The 20235-nt window shown below is 67.9% G+C and carries 23 protein-coding genes and 1 pseudogene; 15 read left to right on the forward strand and 9 right to left on the reverse strand.

The features are described 5' to 3' along the window. Window positions 1–4: 4 nt before the first annotated feature. Window positions 5–255: pseudogene (locus tag KVT39_RS15025) on the forward strand (PAAR domain-containing protein). 83 nt (window positions 256–338) lie between these two features. Here the strand turns inward: KVT39_RS15025 and KVT39_RS15030 are convergent. Beyond that, entirely contained in the window at window positions 339–815 is a 477-nt protein-coding gene (locus tag KVT39_RS15030) for an integrase arm-type DNA-binding domain-containing protein (RefSeq protein WP_217589510.1), read from the reverse strand. 213 nt (window positions 816–1028) lie between these two features. On the opposite strand from KVT39_RS15030, the gene KVT39_RS15035 reads away from it, so the two are divergent. The 4 genes from KVT39_RS15035 (at window position 1029) to KVT39_RS15050 (ending at window position 3462) form a co-directional block, all read left to right on the forward strand. Beyond that, window positions 1029–1343 carry a Dabb family protein gene (locus KVT39_RS15035; protein ID WP_217589472.1) on the forward strand — a complete coding sequence of 105 codons (315 nt, stop codon included), beginning with the start codon at window positions 1029–1031 and terminating at the stop codon, window positions 1341–1343. Further along, window positions 1340–1819 (forward strand): PaaI family thioesterase, encoded by a 480-nt coding sequence (locus tag KVT39_RS15040; protein WP_175750372.1) that lies wholly within the window; start codon window positions 1340–1342, stop codon window positions 1817–1819. The genes KVT39_RS15035 and KVT39_RS15040 overlap by 4 nt, the downstream gene beginning before the upstream one ends. A gap of 199 nt (window positions 1820–2018) precedes the next feature. Beyond that, window positions 2019–2978: an alpha/beta hydrolase gene (locus tag KVT39_RS15045; RefSeq protein ID WP_105392673.1), complete on the forward strand. Its 960-nt coding sequence runs from the start codon at window positions 2019–2021 to the stop codon at window positions 2976–2978. Window positions 2979–3021: 43 nt separating this feature from the next. Beyond that, window positions 3022–3462, forward strand: coding sequence for a GNAT family N-acetyltransferase (locus KVT39_RS15050; RefSeq protein WP_034181394.1), 441 nt, complete (start codon window positions 3022–3024; stop codon window positions 3460–3462). 16 nt (window positions 3463–3478) lie between these two features. Here the strand turns inward: KVT39_RS15050 and KVT39_RS15055 are convergent, their stop codons facing one another. After that, window positions 3479–4330, reverse strand: coding sequence for an NRDE family protein (locus tag KVT39_RS15055; protein WP_034181214.1), 852 nt, complete (start codon window positions 4328–4330; stop codon window positions 3479–3481). 76 nt (window positions 4331–4406) lie between these two features. Beyond that, complete coding sequence (locus KVT39_RS15060; protein WP_034181215.1) at window positions 4407–5441, reverse strand: folate-binding protein YgfZ; 1035 nt, start codon at window positions 5439–5441, stop codon at window positions 4407–4409. A gap of 77 nt (window positions 5442–5518) precedes the next feature. Here KVT39_RS15060 and mltG point away from each other — a divergent pair, with 77 nt between their 5' ends. From mltG to KVT39_RS15105, 9 genes are all read left to right on the forward strand, one after another. After that, window positions 5519–6538, forward strand: coding sequence for an endolytic transglycosylase MltG (gene mltG, locus KVT39_RS15065; protein WP_175750369.1), 1020 nt, complete (start codon window positions 5519–5521; stop codon window positions 6536–6538). Beyond that, window positions 6538–7158, forward strand: a complete 621-nt coding sequence (gene tmk, locus KVT39_RS15070) for a dTMP kinase (protein ID WP_034181217.1) — start codon at window positions 6538–6540, stop codon at window positions 7156–7158. Before mltG ends, tmk begins: the two co-directional genes overlap by 1 nt. 19 nt (window positions 7159–7177) lie before the next feature. After that, complete coding sequence (locus KVT39_RS15075) at window positions 7178–8206, forward strand: DNA polymerase III subunit delta' (RefSeq protein WP_072437177.1); 1029 nt, start codon at window positions 7178–7180, stop codon at window positions 8204–8206. A 141-nt stretch (window positions 8207–8347) separates the two neighbouring features. Beyond that, window positions 8348–9127, forward strand: a complete 780-nt coding sequence (locus tag KVT39_RS15080; RefSeq protein WP_105392672.1) for a TatD family hydrolase — start codon at window positions 8348–8350, stop codon at window positions 9125–9127. A gap of 45 nt (window positions 9128–9172) precedes the next feature. Next, window positions 9173–9880, forward strand: a complete 708-nt coding sequence (locus tag KVT39_RS15085) for an ankyrin repeat domain-containing protein (RefSeq protein ID WP_105392671.1) — start codon at window positions 9173–9175, stop codon at window positions 9878–9880. 130 nt (window positions 9881–10010) lie between these two features. Continuing rightward, window positions 10011–10367, forward strand: coding sequence for a Rap1a/Tai family immunity protein (locus KVT39_RS15090; protein ID WP_011885036.1), 357 nt, complete (start codon window positions 10011–10013; stop codon window positions 10365–10367). A gap of 90 nt (window positions 10368–10457) precedes the next feature. After that, a complete protein-coding gene (locus KVT39_RS15095; protein ID WP_105392670.1) occupies window positions 10458–11630 on the forward strand; it encodes a mechanosensitive ion channel family protein in 1173 nt (390 codons plus the stop codon). A 33-nt stretch (window positions 11631–11663) separates the two neighbouring features. Further along, on the forward strand, window positions 11664–12839 hold the full coding sequence (locus KVT39_RS15100) for an AAA family ATPase (RefSeq protein WP_175750366.1): 1176 nt from the start codon (window positions 11664–11666) through the stop codon (window positions 12837–12839). A 273-nt stretch (window positions 12840–13112) separates the two neighbouring features. Next, window positions 13113–14177 carry a glycosyltransferase family 4 protein gene (locus KVT39_RS15105; protein WP_034181223.1) on the forward strand — a complete coding sequence of 355 codons (1065 nt, stop codon included), beginning with the start codon at window positions 13113–13115 and terminating at the stop codon, window positions 14175–14177. A gap of 96 nt (window positions 14178–14273) precedes the next feature. Here the strand turns inward: KVT39_RS15105 and KVT39_RS15110 are convergent, their stop codons facing one another. The 3 genes from KVT39_RS15110 to KVT39_RS15120 all read right to left on the reverse strand — a co-directional run bounded on the left by KVT39_RS15110 (window position 14274) and on the right by KVT39_RS15120 (window position 16152). Beyond that, window positions 14274–14861, reverse strand: a complete 588-nt coding sequence (locus KVT39_RS15110; protein ID WP_034181224.1) for a YSC84-related protein — start codon at window positions 14859–14861, stop codon at window positions 14274–14276. A 247-nt stretch (window positions 14862–15108) separates the two neighbouring features. Next, window positions 15109–15558, reverse strand: coding sequence for a membrane protein (locus KVT39_RS15115; RefSeq protein ID WP_034181225.1), 450 nt, complete (start codon window positions 15556–15558; stop codon window positions 15109–15111). Between the two features lie 303 nt (window positions 15559–15861). Beyond that, window positions 15862–16152, reverse strand: a complete 291-nt coding sequence (locus KVT39_RS15120) for a PsiF family protein (protein ID WP_034181226.1) — start codon at window positions 16150–16152, stop codon at window positions 15862–15864. 272 nt (window positions 16153–16424) lie between these two features. On the opposite strand from KVT39_RS15120, the gene KVT39_RS15125 reads away from it, so the two are divergent. After that, window positions 16425–17447, forward strand: a complete 1023-nt coding sequence (locus KVT39_RS15125; RefSeq protein ID WP_034181227.1) for an asparaginase — start codon at window positions 16425–16427, stop codon at window positions 17445–17447. A 96-nt stretch (window positions 17448–17543) separates the two neighbouring features. On the opposite strand, the gene lysM is transcribed toward KVT39_RS15125, so the two are convergent. The 3 genes from lysM to hyi all read right to left on the reverse strand — a co-directional run bounded on the left by lysM (window position 17544) and on the right by hyi (window position 20218). Beyond that, window positions 17544–18014: a peptidoglycan-binding protein LysM gene (gene lysM / locus KVT39_RS15130; RefSeq protein ID WP_034181228.1), complete on the reverse strand. Its 471-nt coding sequence runs from the start codon at window positions 18012–18014 to the stop codon at window positions 17544–17546. A gap of 459 nt (window positions 18015–18473) precedes the next feature. Continuing rightward, a complete protein-coding gene (locus KVT39_RS15135) occupies window positions 18474–19382 on the reverse strand; it encodes a 2-hydroxy-3-oxopropionate reductase (RefSeq protein WP_368858924.1) in 909 nt (302 codons plus the stop codon). A gap of 26 nt (window positions 19383–19408) precedes the next feature. Beyond that, entirely contained in the window at window positions 19409–20218 is an 810-nt protein-coding gene (gene hyi, locus KVT39_RS15140; protein WP_217589474.1) for a hydroxypyruvate isomerase, read from the reverse strand. Between the last annotated feature and the right edge of the window lie 17 nt (window positions 20219–20235).

Here is a 20235-nt window from a genome sequence, read left to right on the forward strand (position 1 = left end):
GAAGATGATCAATTTGATTCGGGTAGGCGACGACACCGACCACGGCGGCAAGGTCGAAACAGGGTCAATTTCGATGCGCTTCGATGGCCGCTATGTTGCCCGCAAGGGCGATCGTGTGTCATGTCCGCAGCATCCCGACGTGTCGCCCAACATCATGAAGAGGGCGACTCATCGATGACGGATGGCGGCATCCCGATCGCGCGGCACGGCCACCGTGCTACGTGCGGCTGCCACCTGATCTCAAGTCTCGTTTGATCCTGAGGAATGGGGGCGCCGTCCGTATCTGCCCGAAGTGTGATCACCGCGTATTGGAACACGTTCGATACGTACTGACGGAGCTAAATTGCTACGGAAGGCGAGCCCCGCTCTTCGACTCGGCGCATCAAAGCAAGGACATCGTGGGCGGTAATGGAGCGCATGGGGCGGTTCCCGATGAACGGGTACGCATCGGTTTCTAGCATGCGCAGAATCTCGCCAAAGTGCCGCTCGGTCCAAGTCTTCCGCTTCTTCTCCAGCCACTCGTCGCTGACGGCTCGAAAAGTTGCTTTGCCTTCGTTGATACGCGCCGACAGCACTTCCTGTCGCGCATGCGACGGATGCAGTCCCTTCTTGACGAGTTCGCGGACATCGTCACGCGCCGCGCGAGCGGCTTGGAGGCTGACCGTTGGATATTCACCGATCGCGAAGAGATTCTCCTTCCCAGCAATTCGGTACTTATATCGCCAGAGCGTGGAGCCGGACGGCTTCACCAACAGATACAGTCCATTGCCGTCGGTAAGTTTGGTAGGCTTGTTGCCTGCCTTCGCTTGCCGGATCTTGACGTCGGTAACTGGGACGGTGAAAAAGCGGGTATCGTCATTGGAAGTTTGAAATGATACCCGCTTTGATACCCGCTTTGATACCCGCTTTTCCCCCCAGGCTGGGCGCGATTTTCGGCGAACGGGAGCGAACGGTAAAAGGGCTGAGGGTGCCCGATTGGTATGGGTTCAAGGCCATTCGCCGAACCAACACGAACTGGAGCGAACGAAGTGATCAGACATATTGTCATGTGGAAGTTGAAGGAAACCGCGGAAGGCGCGACGCGCGCGCAGAACGCGCTGAAGCTGAAGGAAAAGCTCGAAGGCTGCCGCGATCTCGTGCCGGGTATCCTGCAGATCGACGTCGGCCTGGCGACGCCCGGCCTCGACGCGACCTCCGACATCGTGCTCGTGTCCGATTTCGCGGACAAGGCCGCGCTCGACGCATACCAGGTGCACCCGGTTCACCAGGAAGTGAAGAAATTCGTCGTCGCGGTGGCCGAATCGCGCGAGTGCGTCGACTACGTCGTCGACAGCGCACGATGAGCGACGTGGCATCCCCGACGGACGGCCCGTCGATCGAAAGCCCGTTCGTCGACCTGCTCGGCGTGCAGCTCGTGTCCGCGAAGGACGGCGCGAGCGAGATCGTGCTGCCGCTCGAAGAGCGGCACATGAACACGTGGGGCATCGCGCACGGCGGCGTGACGATGACGCTCGCGGACATCGCGCTCGCGATGGCGGCGCGCAGCCTGACCGACGACGGCGTCGGCGTCGTCACGGTCGAGATGAAGGTGAACTTCATGCAGCCGGGGCGCGGCGAATTGCGCGCGTACGGGCGCGTGATGCATCGTTCGACGACGATGGCTTACTGCGAAGGCGAAGTGCGCGACAGCGACGGCAACTTCGTCGCGAAGGCGCTCGGTACGTTCAAGTACATGCGGCGGCTCGCGGTGGGCCGCGACATCAAGCGGCAACGCTCGCGCACGGCGCCGGACGCGCAGCCCGGCCCGAGCGACGCGTAAGCGCCTCGACGCACGGCCCTGCCTCTTCACAGGCAGGGCCTTTTTGTTTTGCGGTGCGAGATTGCGTGAAGGACGCGCTTCACAGGACACCGAAGGGCCGGTATTTCGACACGCGGCGCGCATGGCGCCGGCCTGACGCGGGCGTGGCATCATGTGACGCTTGTCCGTTCACGGCGCCGCGCAGGCGCCGTCCTCACCGATGCCGCTGAATCCGAAGATCGCCCAGGTGCTCGACATGATCGAGCGCGCGAAACGTCCGTCCTATCACCACCAGACGGCGCAGCAGGCGCGCGCCGCGTACGAGAAGAGCGCGCCGATCCTCGACGTGGCGCCGGCGCCGATGCATTCGGTCGAGGAATGCGTCGTGCCGACGCGCGACGGCCGCACGATCGGCGCGCGGCTGTACCTGCCGGTCGAGCCGAGCCTCGCGGAGCCGCTGCCCGCGCTCGTCTACTACCACGGCGGCGGCTTCACGGTCGGCAGCGTCGACACGCACGATGCGCTGTGCCGGATGTTCGCGCACGACGCGCAATGCGCGGTGCTGTCGGTCGGCTACCGGCTCGCGCCCGAGCACCGGTTTCCGACCGCGGTGAACGATGCCGACGACACATTGCGCTGGCTGCATCGCGAGGCTGCCGCGTTCGGCATCGACGCCGCGCGGCTGGCGGTCGGCGGCGACAGCGCGGGCGGCACGCTCGCGACCGTCTGCGCGGTGCTCGCGCGCGACGCGGGCATTCGCCTGGCGCTTCAAATGCTGATCTATCCGGGCGTGACGGGCTACCAGGACACCGACTCGCACGCACGGCTCGCGAACGGCTATCTGCTGTCGCAGGACACGATCCAGTGGTTCTTCACGCAGTACGTGCGCGATCCGGCCGACCGCGACGACTGGCGCTTCGCGCCGCTCGACGGCACGCGCGACGCGCCGTCGTTCGCGGGCGTTGCGCCGGCCTGGATCGCGACGGCCGAATACGATCCGCTGAGCGACGAGGGCGCCGCGTACGCGGACAAGCTGCGCGCGGCCGGCAACGCGGTTACGCTGGTCTGCTATCCGGGGATGATCCACGAATTCTTCAAGATGGGCGGCTACGTGCCCGAGGTGCGGGCCGCGCATGCCGATGCGGTCGCGGCGCTGAAGGCCGCATTCGACGACGTTTGACGGGCGGGTGTTCGACGGCGCGTGCGCCGCATGGAGGGCTGCGATGACGGACGGCGTAGTGGAAACGGGCGACTGGACGGTACTGGGCGGCGACGCGGCGCGGATTCGCGACGCGGTATTCGTGCGCGAGCAGCAGATTCCGCCGGAATGGGAGCTCGACGACGACGATCCGCTATCGCTCCATGCGGTCGCGTACCGGATCGACGCGGCGACGGGAATACGCCGCGCGGTCGCGACGGGGAGGCTGCTGCCGTCCGGCACGATCGGCCGCGTCGCCGTGCTGGCCGACGCGCGCGGGCAGGGCGTCGGGTCGGCTGTGCTGAACGCGCTGCTCGATGGCGCACGGCGCCGCGGCGAAGCCGTCGTGCGGCTCTACGCGCAGGATTCGGCAGTGTCGTTCTATGTGCGGCACGGCTTCGCGGCGGTCGGCGAACCGTTCGTCGAAGCCGGCGTGCCGCACGTCGAGATGGCGCGCGCGCCGTAGCGCGGGGAATGCGCGTTCAGCGCGACCGCGTTGCGCCGACGTCGACGTCGAACGTGAATGCGCGCTCGAACGCACCCGGGCGGACGGTGCGGTGCGAACCGTCGTCGTCGCAGCGCTCCTTGATCTCGACCGTCAGCCGCACGCCTTCCTTCATCGTGACGCGCAGCGCGGTCGTGCCGCGCGTGCCGTACTCGGGCGTTTCGATGAACGCGGCCGACAGCGCGCGCTCGCGCTCGATCGGAATGCCCGTGTGCGGTAGCGCGTCGTCGTCCGCGACATGCGGGTCGCGCATCAGATCGATCAGTTCGTCGAGCGACGGGGTCGGATTGTCGGTGAGCAGCGTGCCGAGCTCCGCGCGCTTGCGCACCACTTTCGGCCAGGGCGTATCGAGCCGCGCATTCGACAGCGCATGCACGCCCGGCGCGATCGCGACGGGCGCGGCGACACTGCTTTCGCCGTCGGGCGCACGGTTGCAGAACCACGCGAGTTCGCGCCGCTTCCAGTCGCCGACGAGCAGGTTGAAGCCGTTGTATACGGCCGCATGCTCGGCAAGCTGCCCGAGATAGTCGAGCGGCGCGACGGACGGGCCGCGGAGGAAATCGGACACGAGCTTGCCGCGGGTGGGCGCGCCCGCGCGGATGTCGAACGGCGCGCGGTAGTTCGTCAGCGCCGCGAAGCGGCCGTCGCGCGTTATGCCGAGCCACGTGCCGCCGGCTTCGAGGTCGCGGCCGGCCAGCACGCCCGGTACATCCTCCCACCAGGTGAGCGGCGCGCTCGTGCGGCGAAAGAACTCGTCGCGGTTGGCGGTGAGGGTAAAGACGGGACCGGCGGCGGCATCAGGCTGCCAGTCGAAGGCAATCAGACACATCGGGCGAATCTCTCGCAGGAAACATCGGGCGCCGGCTGCGACTCGCGAGCCGGCGCGCGAACGGGTTGTCAGTGCGTCACGCTTCCGTCGGCCACGCGTACGGAAGCGCGTCGAACGCGAGCGCCGGGCCGTCGGCCGAACCGACGTGCACGGTGCCGTTGTCGAGCGCGGCGAGCTTGATCTCGACGAGCGCGTCGACGCCGCCCGCGGGCGCGGCCGCCGCGTTGACGATCATCCCGCACGGCTGGCCGGGATCGTCGCTGTGGAACAGCTCGACGCCGGCATGCACGGTATCGGTCTCGCCGGCGACATGCGCGAGCGCGGTGCGGCGCTTGATGGTGCCGCGGTACTGGCTGCGCGCGACGACTTCCTGGCCCGGGTAGCACCCCTTGCGGAAGTTGACGGCGCCGATCACGTCGAAGTTGACCATCTGCGGCACGAACTGTTCGACGGCCGGCTGCGTGATGCGCGGCTCGCCCGCGCGAATGTCGAGCCAGTCCCACACGGCCGGCGACACGACCGGCAGCGTGCCGGCGAGCGCGGCGATGCGTGCATCGACTTCCGCGCGCGGGCCGATCCACAGATAGCGTTTGCGGCCGGCCGCATCGGGCACGCGAATCAGCGTGCCGGCCGGCCCGTCGACCTTCACGTGCACGCCGTCCGGCAGCGCATCGAAGATGCCCGCCAGCGCGTCGCGCACGTCGCCGGCGAAACCGACCACCGCGAGCGCGTCGCTCGCATCGGTGAGCTTCGCCTTCGCGCGCAGCACGAACATCGACAGCCGCTTCTGCACGGCGGGCTGCACGTCCTTCGACACCAGCAGGCGCACGTCGTGGCCGGCACGCCACGCGAGGAACGACCCGAGAAGGCGCCCCTTCGGCGAGCAATAGCCGGACAGCCGCGCGCTCGCGGCATCGAGATGCTCGATGTCGTTGGTCAGCTGGCTGTGCAGGAACGTCGCGGCGTCGTCGCCGGCCACGTCGATCACGCCGAACTGCGGCAGCGGCATGCAGGCGCCCGGCGCATCGAAATCGGCGGCGGACGGGCGGGGGAATACGGGGAGCGAGGCGGATGCGGCCTGGGCAGCCGGTGAAGCGAACGGTGAGCTCATGGAATGAGGGAACAGTCAACCCTGACTTTGACGGAGGCGAGCAAGTATTATATGGGTCTTACCTGAGTCACGTTTCCATGTCCCTACTGAAGAAATGCGCCGCGACGATCGCGGCGCTGGCCGTCGTTGTGGCCGCTGCCGGCGCGGGCGGCGGATATTACTGGGCGACCCGGCCGCTGCTGCTGGGTTCGGCATCGCTCGACGTCACGATCAAGCCGCGCAGCAGCGTGAAGAGCGTCGCGCTGCAGCTCAAGCGCGGCGGCGTGCCGGTCGAGCCGTTCGGTTTCGTCGCGATGACGCGCGTGCTCGGACTGTCGAGCCGGCTCAAGTCCGGCAACTACGAATTCAAGACGGGCATCACGCCTTACGAAGTCCTGCAGAAGATCGCGCGCGGCGACGTGAACGAATACGTCGCGACGGTGATCGAAGGCTGGACCTTCAAGCGGATGCGCGCGGAACTCGACGGCAACCCCGATCTTGCGCACACCACGGCCGGCATGAGCGACGCCGAGCTGCTGCGCGCGATCGGCGCGTCGGACAGCGCCGTGCAGCGCGGCAGCGGCGAAGGGCTGTTCTTCCCGGATACCTACCTGTTCGACAAGGGCACGAGCGACCTGAACATCTACCGGCGCGCGTACCACCTGATGCAGACGCGTCTCGACGAGGCCTGGGCCGCGCGCACGCCGGGGCTGCCGTACAAGTCGCCTTACGAAATGCTGACGATCGCATCGATCGTCGAGAAGGAAACGGGCCACGCGGCCGACCGCGCGTTCGTCGCGGCCGTGTTCGCGAACCGGCTGCGCATCGGCATGCCGCTGCAGACCGATCCGTCGGTGATCTACGGGCTCGGCGACGCGTACGACGGCCGCTTGCGCAAGCGCGACCTGCAGGCCGACACTCCTTACAATACCTACACGCGACGCGGCCTGCCGCCGACGCCGATCGCGCTGCCGGGCGTCGCCGCACTGCAGGCGGCGATCAATCCGGCGCAGACGAGCGCGCTCTATTTCGTCGCGAAGGGCGACGGCACGAGCGTGTTCTCGGATACGCTCGGCGACCACAACAAGGCCGTGGACAAGTACATACGAGGTCAATAATGGCGAGCGGTAAATTCATCACGTTCGAAGGCATCGACGGGGCGGGGAAGACCACCCACCTGCAATGGTTCTGCGAACGCCTCCAGGGCAAGCTGGCCGCGGCCGGCCGGCAGGTCGTCGTTACCCGCGAGCCGGGCGGCACGCAGCTCGGCGAGAAACTGCGCGAGATCCTGCTGAACCAGCCGATGGATCTCGAGACGGAAGCGCTGCTGATGTTCGCCGCGCGCCGCGAGCATCTTGCGCTCGTGATCGAGCCGGCGCTCGCGCGCGGCGACTGGGTCGTGTCCGATCGCTTCACCGATGCGACGTTTGCGTATCAGGGCGGCGGCCGCGGGCTGCCGCGCGACAAGCTCGAGACGCTCGAGCGCTGGGTGCAGGGTGGTTTTCAGCCCGACCTCACGGTGCTGTTCGACGTCGCGCCGCAGGTCGCGAGCGAGCGCCGCGGCGCGGCGCGCATGCCCGACAAGTTCGAAAGCGAGTCCGATGCGTTCTTCACGCGCACGCGCGGCGAATACCTGCGGCGCGCGGAAGAGGCGCCGCACCGCTTCGCGATCGTCGACGCGACGCAGTCGATTCCCGAGATCCGCCGGCAGCTCGAACGCGTGCTCGCCGCGCTGTAACCCGCAAGGAACGCACCACATGATCTATCCGTGGCAAACCGACGACTGGAACCGCCTGCAGCAACTGCGCGCGCAATGGCCGCATGCGCTGCTGCTGCACGGCCAGGCCGGGATCGGCAAGCTGCAGTTCGCGCAGCATCTCGCGCAGGGCTTCCTGTGCGAATCGCCGCTGCCGAACGGCGAGCCGTGCGGCACGTGTGCGGCCTGCACCTGGTTCTCGCAGGGCAACCACCCGGACTACCGGATCGTGCTGCCCGAAGTGCTGGCCGGCGAAGCGCCGGGCGCCGCGGACGACGCGAAGCCGGCCGACGCGGACGAAGGCGGCAAGAAGACGCGCGCGCCGAGCAAGGAAATCAAGATCGAGCAGGTGCGGGCGCTGCTCGACTTCTGCGGGGTCGGTTCGCACCGCGGCGGCGCGCGCGTCGTCGTGCTGTATCCGGCCGAGGCGCTCAACGTCGCCGCATCGAACGCACTGCTGAAAACGCTGGAGGAGCCGCCGTCCGGCGTCGTGTTCCTGCTCGTGTCGGCGCGCATCGACCGCCTGTTGCCGACGATCATCAGCCGCTGCCGGCAGTGGCCGATGACCGTGCCGGCGCCCGACGCGGCCGCGGCCTGGCTCGCGGCGCAGGGCGTCGACCATGCGAGCGCGCTGCTTGCCGAAGCCGGCGGCGCGCCGCTCGCCGCGCTGGCGCTCGCGAGCGACGAGAACCGCCCGCTGCGCGACTACACGCTCGGGCAGCTCGCGGCCGGTGCGGCGTGCGACCCGTTCGCGTGCGGCGAGACGCTGCAGAAGCTGCCGGTGCCGCTGGTGCTCGGCTGGCTGCAGCGCTGGCTGTACGATCTGCTCGCGCAGCGGATGGCGGGCGCGCCGCGCTACTTCCCGATGCACGCGGCGGCGCTCGCGCGCTGCGCGGAATCGGTCGACGCGAACGCGTTCGCGCGCTTCATGAAGGCCGTGACGCGGCAGCGGACGGTCGAGAACCATCCGCTGAACGCACGGCTCGTATTCGAGGAATTGTTTCTCGGGTATCGGGAAATGTTCGCGTGACCCGGCATTGTTTCTGATGGGTTGCGAAACGATGTTCGGCTTACTCAGCGACGCGACCGCGGCCGGCCGGCCCGCGAACGCCGCCGGTTGCCGCACGCCGGCGAGCGCATGAGCGCCCGCCTTACGTATTCAGGAAACACGATGTTCGTCGACTCTCACTGCCACATCAATTTCAAGGGCCTGGCCGACCGCCTGCCGGCCGTTCTCGAGAACATGCGCGAGCACGACGTCACGCACGCGCTGTGCGTGTCCGTCGATTTCGAGACGCTGCCCGAGGTCCTCGCGATCGCGGACGCGTACGACAACGTCTACGCGTCGGTCGGCGTGCATCCCGATCATGAGGACGCGCGCGAGCCGACGCTCGCGGAACTCGTCGAGCTGGCCGCGCACCCGAAGGTCGTCGCGATCGGCGAAACGGGCCTCGACTACTACCGTCTCGAGGGCCGCTCGATCGCCGACATGGAATGGCAGCGCGAACGCTTTCGCACGCACATCCGCGCGGCGACCGCGACGATGAAGCCGCTGATCGTCCATACGCGGTCGTCGTCGGAGGACACGCTGCGGATCATGGCCGAGGAGCGCGCGGACGTGCCGGGCGGCGTGATGCACTGCTTCACCGAGCCGTGGCCCGTCGCCGAGCAGGCGCTCGCGCAGAACTTCCATATCTCGCTGTCGGGCATCGTCACGTTCAAGAACGCGACCGACGTGCAGGACGTCGCGCGGCGCGTGCCGCTCGACCGGCTGCTGATCGAGACCGACTCGCCGTACCTCGCGCCGGTGCCGTATCGCGGCAAGCCGAATGAACCTGCGTACGTCAGCCATGTCGGACGCTTTATCGCATCCGAGCGCGGGATCGCCGTCGAGGCGCTGGCCGATGCGACGACTGAGAACTTTTTCCGGCTGTTCAAGATCGCCCGCTAACGACGCGCGCGCAGCCGACAACCCAGGGAAGGAGCCCACAACACAATGACGAAGCCGACCAACCATCTGACCAAACGTGCACTCGTCACCGCCGCGCTGGTCGCGAGCGGCCTGTTCGCTGCAGCCGGCGCGCATGCCGAGTCGCTCGACGCGATCGTCAAGGCCGTCAAGTTCGACGACATCGCCGACATCGGCAAGCAGCTCAAGAACGGCCTCGATCCGAACACGCTCGCACCGAACGGCGACCCGCTGCTGGTGATCGCCGCGCGCGAGAAATCCGACAAGGTCGCGGCGGCGATCGCCACGACGCCGAACGTCGACCTCGAGAAGGAAGACAAGGCCGGCGAGAACGCGCTGATGCTCGCGTCGCTGAACGGCGACGTCGGCCTCGTCAAGCTGCTGATCGACAAGGGCGCGGAAGTCAGCAAGAAGGGCTGGGCGCCGCTGCACTACGCGGCGACCAACGGCCAGGACGCGGTCGTCAAGGTGCTGCTCGACCACGACGCGTATATCGACACGGCTTCGCCGAACGGCACCACGCCGCTGATGATGGCCGCGCGCGGCAACCATGCGTCGACGGTCACGCTGCTGCTCGACCAGGGTGCCGATCCGCAGGTGAAGAACCAGCTCGGCATCACCGCGCTCGAGTTCGCGAAGCATTACAAGGCGCCGGACGCGATCGATATCCTGAGCAAGCGTACGGTGCGTATCGGCGCGTCGGCGCCGGCAGATGCGCAAAAGAGTGCAAAATGACGGTTTTCGGTGCACCGGCCAGCGCGGCGGTGCGCACCCGGCCGGGCGGATTCCGGCCGGAGAAGGGTGTCCGGCGCCGCGCCGGCCAACGCAGCAGGCGGTCTCGGGCCGCATTGACATAAGGAACACCATGTTGCGCGCAATGTTTTGTGCCGCGGCGTTTGCCGTGCCGTTGTCGGCGGCGGCTTTCACGGGCGCGGATCTCGACCGGCTGTGCGCGAAGACGGACGTCAAGTCGCGGGCGTCGTGCGCGGCCTACATCGAAGGCGCTGCCGACGGCGTCTACAACACCATCGACGCGATCGGCGGCACCACGGGGCCGCGTGTCGGCCAGTATTTCTGCCTGCCGCCCGACATCCGGGCGCAGCAGATGACCGATGCGGTGCGCAAGTACATCGCGGAAAATCCGAAGCTGGCCGACTACAACGCGAGCACCGCGGTGTCGCTCGGTCTCGGCAAGGCGTTTCCCTGCAGGGGCGGCAACTGATCTGACGCCGTGTCCGGGCGCTACCCGGACGTCGCCGACGCATCCAGGACGAGGCGTGCGCGCCTCATAACCGAAGCATCCCGGGCGCCGATGATTTCAATCGAGGAACTGCAGCGCATCGCCGATGCGCCGCTGCATTCGTGGCTCGGCACGCTGGCCGTGTCGGTCATCGTCGTGCTGGTCGTCACGATCGTGCACCGTCTCGGCGCACGCATCGTCAAGCGCATCGCGCAGCCGTATCCGCTGATGAGCGCGATCCTGCGCTACATCGACAAGCCGTCGCTCGTCGTGCTCGCGCTGCTGGCGCTCGAATTCCTGTGGGTCCAGGCCGACGACGGCATGTCGTTCGTGGGCGGCATGCGCACCGCGGCGGCGGTCGGCTCCATCGTGTCGCTCACGTGGCTGCTGGTGCGGCTCGCGGCCGGCGTCGGCGACGCGATCATCCGGGCGCATCCGCTCGATACGGCCGACAACCTCCAGGCGCGGCGCATCCATACGCAGGCCAAGGTGCTCGTGCGGACGGTGATGGTGCTGATCGTGATCATCGGCACCGGCGCCGCGCTGATGACGTTCCCGAACGTGCGCCAGGTGGGCGCGAGCCTGCTGGCGTCGGCCGGCGTCGCGGGCCTGGTCGCCGGTATCGCCGCGCGGCCGGTGCTCGGCAATCTGATTGCCGGGCTGCAGATCGCGCTCACGCAGCCGATCCGGCTCGACGACGTGGTCGTGATCCAGGGCGAATGGGGGCGCATCGAGGAAATCACCGGCTCGTTCGTGTCGGTGCGGTTGTGGGACCAGCGGCGCCTCGTCGTGCCGCTGCAGTGGATCATCGAGAACCCGTTCACGAACTGGACGCGCAACAGCGCGGAAATCATCGGCACGGTCTACCTGTCGGTCGATTACCGCACGCCGCTCGCGCCGCTGCGCGAGGAGCTCGCGCGGCTCGTCCATGCGGCGCCCGAGTGGGACGGCCGCGTGCAGGTGCTGCAGGTGACCGATGCGACGGAGCGCACGATGCAGTTGCGCGCGCTCGTCAGCGCGGCCGATTCGTCGTCGTGCTGGGATCTGCGCTGCCGCGTGCGCGAAGGGTTGATCGCATACCTGCAGGGCCGCTATCCGCAATGCCTGCCGCGCAGTCGGATGGAACTGTATCCGCATGATTCCGCGCCGGACGCGCCGAATCCCGAACGGCCGCACGCGCGGGCGCCCGCCGCCAGCACGGCGGCCAACACCGCAGCCGATCCGCAGGCCGTCGAAGGCCGCTGAACGCGGCCCGGCGCCTGCCCGCCATCCATCGTCATGACCGCGCTGAACACGCTCGCCATCGCCAATTACCGCTCGCTGCGCGAGCTGATCGTGCCGCTCGCGGCGCTCAACGTCGTCACGGGGCCGAACGGCAGCGGCAAGTCGAGCGTATACCGCGCGCTGCGGCTGCTCGCCGACACCGCGCAGGGCCGCGTGATCCCGTCGCTCGCCCGCGAGGGCGGCTTGCCGTCGACGCTGTGGGCCGGCCCCGAGCGCTTCTCGCGCGCGATGCTGAACGGCGACGAGCCGGTGACCGGCACGGTGCGCAAGGGGCCCGTGAGCTTGAAGCTCGGCTTCGCGTGCGACGATTTCGGCTATTCGATCGATCTCGGCCTGCCGCTCCCGAGCAGATCGCAGTTCGCGCTCGATCCGGTGGTCAAGCGCGAATGCATCTGGGGCGGCGCGCTGCCGCGCCCGTCGACGCTGCTGGTCGACCGGCAGGGTGCACAGATCCGCACACGCACCGCGTCGGGCGACTGGCAGACGATTCCGCAGCCGGTCGCGAGCTTCGACAGCATGATGACCGAGTTCGCCGATCCGACCGGCGCGCCCGAGATGATCGCGGTGCGCGAGCGGATTCGCTCGTGGCGCTTCTACGACCATTTCCGGACCGATGCGCAGGCGCCGGCACGGCAGTCGCACATCGGCACCCATACGCCGGTGCTGGCGGATGACGGCGCCGACCTCGCCGCCGCGCTGCAGACGATCCGCGAAATCGGCGACGGCGCGGCACTCGATGCGGCGATCGCCGACGCGTTTCCCGGCGCATCGGTCGAGATCGACAACCCGGGCGGCCGCGGCCGCTTCGACGTGCTGATGCGCCAGCCGGGGCTGCTGCGGCCGCTTGCGGCGGCCGAGCTGTCCGACGGCACGCTGCGCTACCTGCTGCTCGCGGCCGCGCTGCTGACGCCGCGGCCGCCGGCGCTGATGGTGCTGAACGAACCGGAGACCAGCCTGCATCCCGATCTGCTGCCGGCGCTCGGCCGCCTGATCGCGCAGGCCGCGCAGCGCTCGCAGGTGCTGGTCGTGTCGCATGCGGCGCGGCTCATCGCGACGCTCGAGCGCGAGGCCGGCTGCGAATCGCTGGTGCTCGACAAGCAGCTCGGCGCGACCGCGCTCGTCGATGCCGACGCGCGCGACCTGCCGCCGTGGAAGTGGCCGTCGCGCTGACGCGGGCGGCGTGCATTCGGCCGCGTCCGGCGCCCGGGCGGGGGCATGCCCCGACGGTGCCCGATGCGGTGCGATCGGGCGAGGCGGAACGAATGTATCCTGTCTGTAACAACGCCCATAAAATGCAAGACAGGCGGTTCCGGGCATCGGGATCGCCAATAATGGCGGGATATCCGGCCGGCGCCGCGCCGGCCGGCGCTGCACGGGGCGGGGGCGCGCGAAAAGCGCACACTCCCGCGTGCCGTACGGGACAGGACACAGGAGACGTGGACCATGAGAATTGCCCAGATCGCCCCGCTGACCGAATCGGTGCCGCCGAAGCTGTACGGCGGCACGGAGCGCGTCGTGTCCTACATCACCGAGGCGCTCGTCGATCTCGGCCATGATGTGACGCTGTTCGCGAGCGGCGACTCGACGACACGCGCGAAGCTCGAGCCGGTCTGGCCGCGCGCGCTGCGGCTCGACACGTCGATTCGCGACCGCGTCGCGCCGCACATGCTGCTGATGGAGACGGTCGCGCGCCGCGCGAAGGACTTCGACGTGCTCCATTTCCACATGGACTACTACTCGTTCTCGGTCTTCAACCGGCAGGAAACGCCTTACGTGACGACGCTGCACGGTCGGCTCGACCTGCCCGAGCAGCAGCCGGTGTTCGACACGTTCAACACGGCGCCCGTGATTTCGATCTCGAACTCGCAGCGCCAGCCGCTGCCGCAGGCGAAATGGCTGACGACCGTCTACCACGGGTTGCCCGATACGCTGTACATGCCGCAGCCCGTCGAGCCGCGCTATCTCGCGTTCCTCGGCCGCATCTCGCCGGAGAAGCGCGTCGACACGGCGATCAGCATCGCACGCCAGTGCGGGCTGCCGATCCGGATCGCCGCGAAGATCGATGCGGCCGACCAGGAATACTTCGACCGCGAGATCAAGCCGCTCTTCGCGTTGCCGCACGTCGAATACATCGGCGAGATCGCCGATCACCAGAAGGCCGAATTCCTGTCGGGCGCGCATGCGCTGCTGTTCCCGATCGACTGGCCGGAGCCGTTCGGTTTGGTGATGATCGAGGCGATGTCGTGCGGCACGCCGGTGATCGCGTTCAATCGCGGCGCGGTGCCCGAGGTGCTGGACGAGGGCGTGTCGGGTTTCATCGTCGAGGATGAAATCAGCGCGGTGGCCGCCGTGAACCGGCTGCACCTGCTGCCGCGTGCGCGCGTGCGGCAGCGCTTCGAGGAACGCTTCACGTCGCGCCGGATGGCGCAGCAGTACGTCGACGTCTACCAGTCGGTGATCCGCGCGCAGAAGCGTTCGCGCTTCAAGGTGATCGACTCGACGACCTGACGCGGAGCGCGGGCGGATAAAAAAACGGCGATGCCCGCAAGGACATCGCCGTTTGCGCATGGCCCGCGCGCGGTGCGCACGGGCGGTGCGTGAGCGTCAGATCTTGAGCTTCGTGACCTTCGTGCCGTTGATCGACACATCGCCCATCAGGCCCGCGTTCGTCAGCACGACGACCTGGACCGGTGCGGTGGCCGTGGTCGTGTCGATCGCGCCGTTCGCGCCCATCTTCACGAGCGCGACCGATGCACCGGCGCCGGCTGCCCAGCCGTCCGAGCCGCGGAATTCGTCGAGCGCTTGCTGCGTCATGAACAGGAACACGATCGCCTTCGACTGCGCACCGGCCTGCAGGCCGACCGACAGCGACGACGTGTTGTAGTAGCCGACCGTGCTGCCGCCGACGCGCAGCGCGCCGTTGCCGGACTGGCCGCCGACGATGAAGCCGGCCTGGAGCACGTCAGGGAAGACCAGCACGCCGCGCGATTTCGCGACGAGTTCACGCGAACCCTTGACCGTGGAATACAGGCGCGACAGCGTTGCGTCGACGCTCGAGTCGATTGCCTGACGCTTCGACGCGCTGGTCGCGGCGTTGTCCGGCTTGTCCGGGGTGGTGGTGCAACCGGTGAGCGCGAGGCTACCGACGATGAGCGCAGCGGCGGCTTTCAGCACAAGATTCCGTTTTTGCATCGTTATTCTCCATCGGATGACGTTCGGAGTGAGTCTCGCTCAAGGAGCGGATCACGTCGGCAGTTATATCACAGCGGATTACAACCCCTTTTCGTTCGTGCGTGAAAGAGCGTCAAATCGGGGTGGCGGTGTCGCTGCGCACCAACGGACCGACCGGATCGGCGGCCGCGCGCCGACGCGCCCCGCGCGGGTCGGCATGCGGGGAACAAGGGCGGCAAATCGGGCGGCGACGGCGCTTGCGGGCGGGTCAGTGCGTGACCGGCGGGACGGGGGGCTTGATCGGCGGGCGGCGCAGCGCGCGGCGGATCAGTGCGATCACGACGCCGCAGGCGAACAGGAACGCGGCCGGTACGACCCAGTAGCCGACGAACGCATGCCACAGATAGCCCGCGAGCGTAGCGCGGCGCACCACGTATTCGTCGCGGGCCGCCTGCTGGCGCGGCGCGTTGGCGGCGAGCACGTCGGCCGGGCAGCCGGCCGCGCGCGCGTCGTCAGGATCCCCGTGGCACTTCGCGGCGGCGCCGGCTGCCTGCTGCGCGTCGGTGAGCTGCCAGGTGGTCAGCGCGAGCTGCAGGTCCGCCTTGTTGTAAGCCATTTCCTCGCGGATCTCGCGCACGGCGACGATCGCGACGGGCACGGCCCAGAACACGATCACGATCAGCCAGCGGCGGAACCAGCGGTGTTGTCTCCATGCCATCCATGCCTCCAATTGACGCGCGTGCGCGTCCGTCTCGAGGGCGGCCCGATGGCGCTTCTTGTACTTGGGTGGGCCGCGTTGCAGCCATCATAGAAGAAAACGCGGCGAATTGCCGCACCATGTGGCGGCGCCGGTACGGCGGGCCCGGAAAGCGGGACGGGTGGAGGCGGGCGGTCGAACGGCGGCGGCGGAACGCGTGCGGCAGGCGTTTCACGCGCGTATGCGTCGATGCGCATGCAACGAAAACAAAAATGCCGCGCCCGCCGAAGCGGTGCGCGGCATTCGATACGGGAGCGCCGGAACTCAGGCGGCCGGCTGGCTGCTCAGGCAGCTCTTCATGAACGCCTTGCGGTCGTCGCCCTTCTTGCCGGTGGCCTGCGTGTTGCAGGCCTTCATCTTTTCCTGCTGCGTCATCGCCTTCGCGGGCTTCGCCGACAGGCAGTCCTTCATGAACGCCTTGCGTTCGTCGCCCGTCTTGCCTGCTGCCTGGGTGTTACAGGCCTTCATCTTGTCCTGCTGGCTGTTCGCCGCGAACGCGGGGGAAGCCAGCATGCCGCCGAGGAGCACTGCGGCTACGAGCGATTGGATTTTCATTTCGACACTCCCATGGGGTGAATTGCGTGTTATCGATGCCGTCACGAAGCACGTTGCGATGAGGATAGGGCCACATCGCACCGCGCGCTCCGATTATGGCGAATCAATGTGAAAAACACCGAAACGGCACTTCCTATAACGTTGCGGGCGCCGCGGCCGTTGACGGCGCGCGCGACCGGACGATCGGGACAAACCATGATGCGCGGCGGCCGGCATCGGCCGTGGCGCCGGAACCTGCCGGATCCCGGCCGCGAGCCATTACAATCGCGGCCATGAATACTCCGAATCCCGCATCCCCCCCGTCCGCGGCGGCCCTGCCGCGCATCGCCGTGCTGGCCACCGGCGGCACGATCGCCGGTGCCGCGCCCGACGCGGCCAGCACGGCCGGTTACCAGGCCGGCGCGCTCGGCGTCGGTTTCCTGGTCGACGCGGTGCCGGCGCTCGCGTCGGTCGCACGCATCGACGCCGAGCAGATCGCCAGCATCGACAGCAAGGATCTCGCACTGCCGCTGTGGAACACGCTCGCCGCGCGGATCGACGCGCTGATGGCCGATCCGGCGGTCGACGGCATCGTGATCACGCACGGCACCGACACGCTCGAGGAAACCGCGTATGCCCTTCACCTGGTCGTGAAAGGCGACAAACCGGTGGTGATGACGGCCGCGATGCGGCCGGCGACCGCGCTGTCGTCCGACGGCCCGCTGAACCTGCTGAACGCGGTGACGGTGGCCGCGCATCCGGCCGCGCGCGGGCAGGGCGTGCTGATCGCGTTCAACAACCGGATCCACGGCGCGCGCGACGTCGTGAAGACGAGCACCTATGCGGTCGACGCATTCCAGTCGCCGGAACTCGGTGCGCTCGGCTGGGTGCAGGACGGCCGCGTCGAATTCGCGCGCCGCGTCACGCGCTCGCGCGATGCGCAACTGGCGATCGCCGCAACGTGGCCGCCCGTCGAAGTCGTCGCGAGCTACGCGGGCGTGACGCGCACGGCCGTCGATGCGCTGGTGGCGACCGGCGTGCGCGGGCTCGTCGTGGCCGGCACCGGCAACGGGTCGATCCATGCAACGCTGCAGGCGGCGCTCGCCGATGCGGTGAACGCGGGCGTTGCCGTGATCCGTGCGTCGCGCGTCGGCTCGGGGCACGTGATGCGCAACGGCGCGGCCAACGACGACGCGCTCGGCTTCGTCAGTGCGGGCTCGCTGAATCCGTTCAAGGCGCGCGTGCTGCTGATGCTCGCGCTGGCGAACGGCATCCGGGCGCGTGACGAACTGCAGCGCGTATTCGATACGTTCTGACCGATGTCCGTCCGCCGCTCGGGCGGTGCGGCATTGCCAAAGAAAAAGGCAGGCCGGATGGCCTGCCTTTTTTGTTTTTCAATCCTGCGCGGATGCTCAGGACTGCGGCGGAATCACGAGCTTCTGGCCCGGGTAGATCCGGTCCGGGCTCGACAGCATCGGCTTGTTCGCCTCGAAGATCGCCGGATACTTGTTCGCGTCGCCATACACTTCCTTGGCGATCGCCGACAGCGTGTCGCCCGGCTTCACGTCGTGGTATTGCACTTCCGGATCGTCCGGCTGCAGATCGTCGTCGTTGACGCCCGCGACGCCCTGCACGTTGCCGGCCGCGACCTTGACCTTGGCCTTCGTGTCGAGATCGGCGACGCTGCCCGACAGCGTGACGGTGCGCGATGCGCCGTCGAACGCGACCGTCAGGTTCGACGTGTCGAGACCCTGCGTGCTGATGTAGTTCTTGATCGCATCGGCCGCGGTCTGGTTCGCGGCATTCGGATCTTCCGCCGCTTGCGCGTCGGCATGACCCAGCAGTTTTTCACCCGCCTCTTTGATAAACGAAAGAAGACCCATCGCTGCACTCCTTAGGTGGTTGAAAAGAAAACGCGCCATGAAGTGGCGAAAAAAACACCGCGCTGGGCGCATTCACCGGAGTGAACGCAAGCGCGGCGGTTTTCTCGAAAGGCGTGGCGAAAGTGTAGGCGTTCAGCGCGACGATTGCATGAAAAATCGCAAGCTTGAACGTAAAGAAATGTAATACGCGAAATCCGACAGGCGGACACCCGACGACGACGTCTGACCGACCAAGGCTTCCCCGGCGCCGCCGGGTGCCGCTGCGGACCCCACCACGCCGCTCTCAGCCCAGAGCGGCGTTTTTCGCCCCGTCGCGCATGCGGTTAGCGATGCGCGGCGGGGCGCCCCACCGTGATGCGCGCGTGCGTCGCGCATCGATGCGATCGGCCGCGGCCGGATCGCGCGTGTTCTGCGCGCGCGTCCGCCATTGCAGCGGAACCGCGCGTCTTTGCGTCCGCGTTACGCGGCCGGTGTCTGGCCGATCTCGAAGTTCGACATGATCTCGAGCGCGCGCACGAGTGCCGAGTGATCCCATGCCTTGCCGCCGTGCGATGCGCACACGCTGAACAGCTGCTGCGCGCTCGCGGTATGCGGCAGCGCGAGGCCGAGCTTGCGTGCGCCGTCGAGCGCGAGGTTCAGGTCCTTCTGGTGCAGCTCGATGCGAAAGCCCGGATCGAACGTGCGCTTCGTCATCCGCGCGCCATGCACTTCGAGGATGCGCGAGGCGGCGAAGCCGCCCATCAGTGCCTGGCGAACGCGCTCCGGATCGGCGCCCGAGCGTGCGGCGAACAGCAATGCTTCGCCGACGGCCTCGATGTTCAGCGCGACGATGATCTGGTTCGCGACCTTGCAGGTCTGGCCCGCGCCGTTGTCGCCGACGAGCGTGATGTTCTTGCCCATCTTCTCGAACAGCGGCTTCGCGCGCTCGAAGGCCTGTTCCGGGCCGCCGACCATGATCGTCAGCGTCGCTTCGCGTGCGCCGACTTCGCCGCCGGACACCGGCGCGTCGAGGTAGTCGCAGCCGAGCGCGTTGATCTGCTTTGCGAATGCCTGCGTGTCGAGCGGCGAGATCGAGCTCATGTCGATCACGAGCTTGCCGGCCGTCAGGCCCTTCGCGACGCCGTCGTCGGCGAACAGCACGTTACGCACGTCGGGCGTGTCCGGCACCATCGAGATGATGATGTCCGCGTTCTGCGCGACTTCGGTCGAGTTCGCGACGACCTTGGCGCTCGCGCGCAGGTCGTCCGGGATCGGGAACGCACCGTTCACGACGAGCTGATGATCGCCCTTGAGCAGGTTGCGCGCCATGTGCGCGCCCATGATGCCGAGGCCGATGAAACCGATGGTTGCCATGTGAAAGTCTCCTATAGGGGCGAAAGCGGGAAGGGCGGATCTCAGGCGGCGCGGCGCGCCGAGCCCGGCGCGCAGCCGGCGATGCTGTGCAGCCAGCCGAGGCCTTCCGTCGTGGTGGTGCGAGGCTTGTATTCGCAGCCGACGTAGCCGTCGTAGCCGAGCCGGTCGAGCAGCGCGAACAGGAACGCGTAGTTGATCTCGCCCGTGCCCGGCTCGTTGCGGCCCGGGTTGTCCGCGAGCTGGACGTGGCCGATCGATGCGAGGTTGCGTTCGATCGTCGCGGCCAGTTCGCCTTCCATGCGCTGCATGTGATAGATGTCGTACTGCAGGAACAGGTTGTCCGAGCCGACCGCGCGGATCACGTCGAGCCCTTCGGACGAGCGGTTCAGCGCGAAGCCCGGGATGTCGAAGCTGTTGCACGGCTCGACGAGCAGGCGGATGCCTTCGCGCTTCAGCGCATCGGCCGCAAAGCGCAGGTTGTCGACGATCGTGACGAAGGTCTTGTCGCGCGCGGTGCTGGCCGACGGGATACCGACGAGGCAGTTCAGTTGCGGCACCTTCAGTGCCTTCGCGTATTCGATCGCACGGCCGACGCCTTCCTGGAACTCGCCGACGCGATCGGGCAGGCACGCGATGCCGCGCTCGCCCTGGTCCCAGTTGCCGGCGGGCAGGTTGTGCAGCACGAGGCGCAGGCGGTGCGTCTCGAGCCGCTCGGCGAGTTCCTCGTTCGCGTACGGATACGGGAACAGGAACTCGACGGCGTCGAAGCCCGCGTCCGCGGCCGCCTTGAAGCGGTCGAGGAACGGCACTTCGTTGAACAGCATGGTCAGGTTTGCAGCAAACTTCGGCATGAGCTAAGCCTCTTCGG

The sequence above is a fragment of the Burkholderia sp. GbtcB21 genome (genome assembly GCF_019091065.1).
GTDB classification, from domain to species: domain Bacteria; phylum Pseudomonadota; class Gammaproteobacteria; order Burkholderiales; family Burkholderiaceae; genus Burkholderia; species Burkholderia pyrrocinia_C.

Excerpts from the sequence above, each read along its gene's own strand:
- KVT39_RS15040 (WP_175750372.1), top strand. The coding sequence starts at position 1,340 with ATGAGCGACGTGGCATCCCCGACGGACGGCCCGTCGATCGAAAGCCCG.
- KVT39_RS15045 (WP_105392673.1), top strand. The coding sequence starts at position 2,019 with ATGCCGCTGAATCCGAAGATCGCCCAGGTGCTCGACATGATCGAGCGC.
- KVT39_RS15050 (WP_034181394.1), top strand. The coding sequence starts at position 3,022 with ATGACGGACGGCGTAGTGGAAACGGGCGACTGGACGGTACTGGGCGGC.
- KVT39_RS15055 (WP_034181214.1), bottom strand. The coding sequence starts at position 4,330 with ATGTGTCTGATTGCCTTCGACTGGCAGCCTGATGCCGCCGCCGGTCCC.
- KVT39_RS15060 (WP_034181215.1), bottom strand. The coding sequence starts at position 5,441 with ATGAGCTCACCGTTCGCTTCACCGGCTGCCCAGGCCGCATCCGCCTCG.
- mltG (WP_175750369.1), top strand. The coding sequence starts at position 5,519 with ATGTCCCTACTGAAGAAATGCGCCGCGACGATCGCGGCGCTGGCCGTC.
- tmk (WP_034181217.1), top strand. The coding sequence starts at position 6,538 with ATGGCGAGCGGTAAATTCATCACGTTCGAAGGCATCGACGGGGCGGGG.
- KVT39_RS15075 (WP_072437177.1), top strand. The coding sequence starts at position 7,178 with ATGATCTATCCGTGGCAAACCGACGACTGGAACCGCCTGCAGCAACTG.
- KVT39_RS15080 (WP_105392672.1), top strand. The coding sequence starts at position 8,348 with ATGTTCGTCGACTCTCACTGCCACATCAATTTCAAGGGCCTGGCCGAC.
- KVT39_RS15085 (WP_105392671.1), top strand. The coding sequence starts at position 9,173 with ATGACGAAGCCGACCAACCATCTGACCAAACGTGCACTCGTCACCGCC.
- KVT39_RS15090 (WP_011885036.1), top strand. The coding sequence starts at position 10,011 with ATGTTGCGCGCAATGTTTTGTGCCGCGGCGTTTGCCGTGCCGTTGTCG.
- KVT39_RS15095 (WP_105392670.1), top strand. The coding sequence starts at position 10,458 with ATGATTTCAATCGAGGAACTGCAGCGCATCGCCGATGCGCCGCTGCAT.
- KVT39_RS15100 (WP_175750366.1), top strand. The coding sequence starts at position 11,664 with ATGACCGCGCTGAACACGCTCGCCATCGCCAATTACCGCTCGCTGCGC.
- KVT39_RS15105 (WP_034181223.1), top strand. The coding sequence starts at position 13,113 with ATGAGAATTGCCCAGATCGCCCCGCTGACCGAATCGGTGCCGCCGAAG.
- KVT39_RS15110 (WP_034181224.1), bottom strand. The coding sequence starts at position 14,861 with ATGCAAAAACGGAATCTTGTGCTGAAAGCCGCCGCTGCGCTCATCGTC.
- KVT39_RS15115 (WP_034181225.1), bottom strand. The coding sequence starts at position 15,558 with ATGGCATGGAGACAACACCGCTGGTTCCGCCGCTGGCTGATCGTGATC.
- KVT39_RS15120 (WP_034181226.1), bottom strand. The coding sequence starts at position 16,152 with ATGAAAATCCAATCGCTCGTAGCCGCAGTGCTCCTCGGCGGCATGCTG.
- KVT39_RS15125 (WP_034181227.1), top strand. The coding sequence starts at position 16,425 with ATGAATACTCCGAATCCCGCATCCCCCCCGTCCGCGGCGGCCCTGCCG.
- lysM (WP_034181228.1), bottom strand. The coding sequence starts at position 18,014 with ATGGGTCTTCTTTCGTTTATCAAAGAGGCGGGTGAAAAACTGCTGGGT.
- hyi (WP_217589474.1), bottom strand. The coding sequence starts at position 20,218 with ATGCCGAAGTTTGCTGCAAACCTGACCATGCTGTTCAACGAAGTGCCG.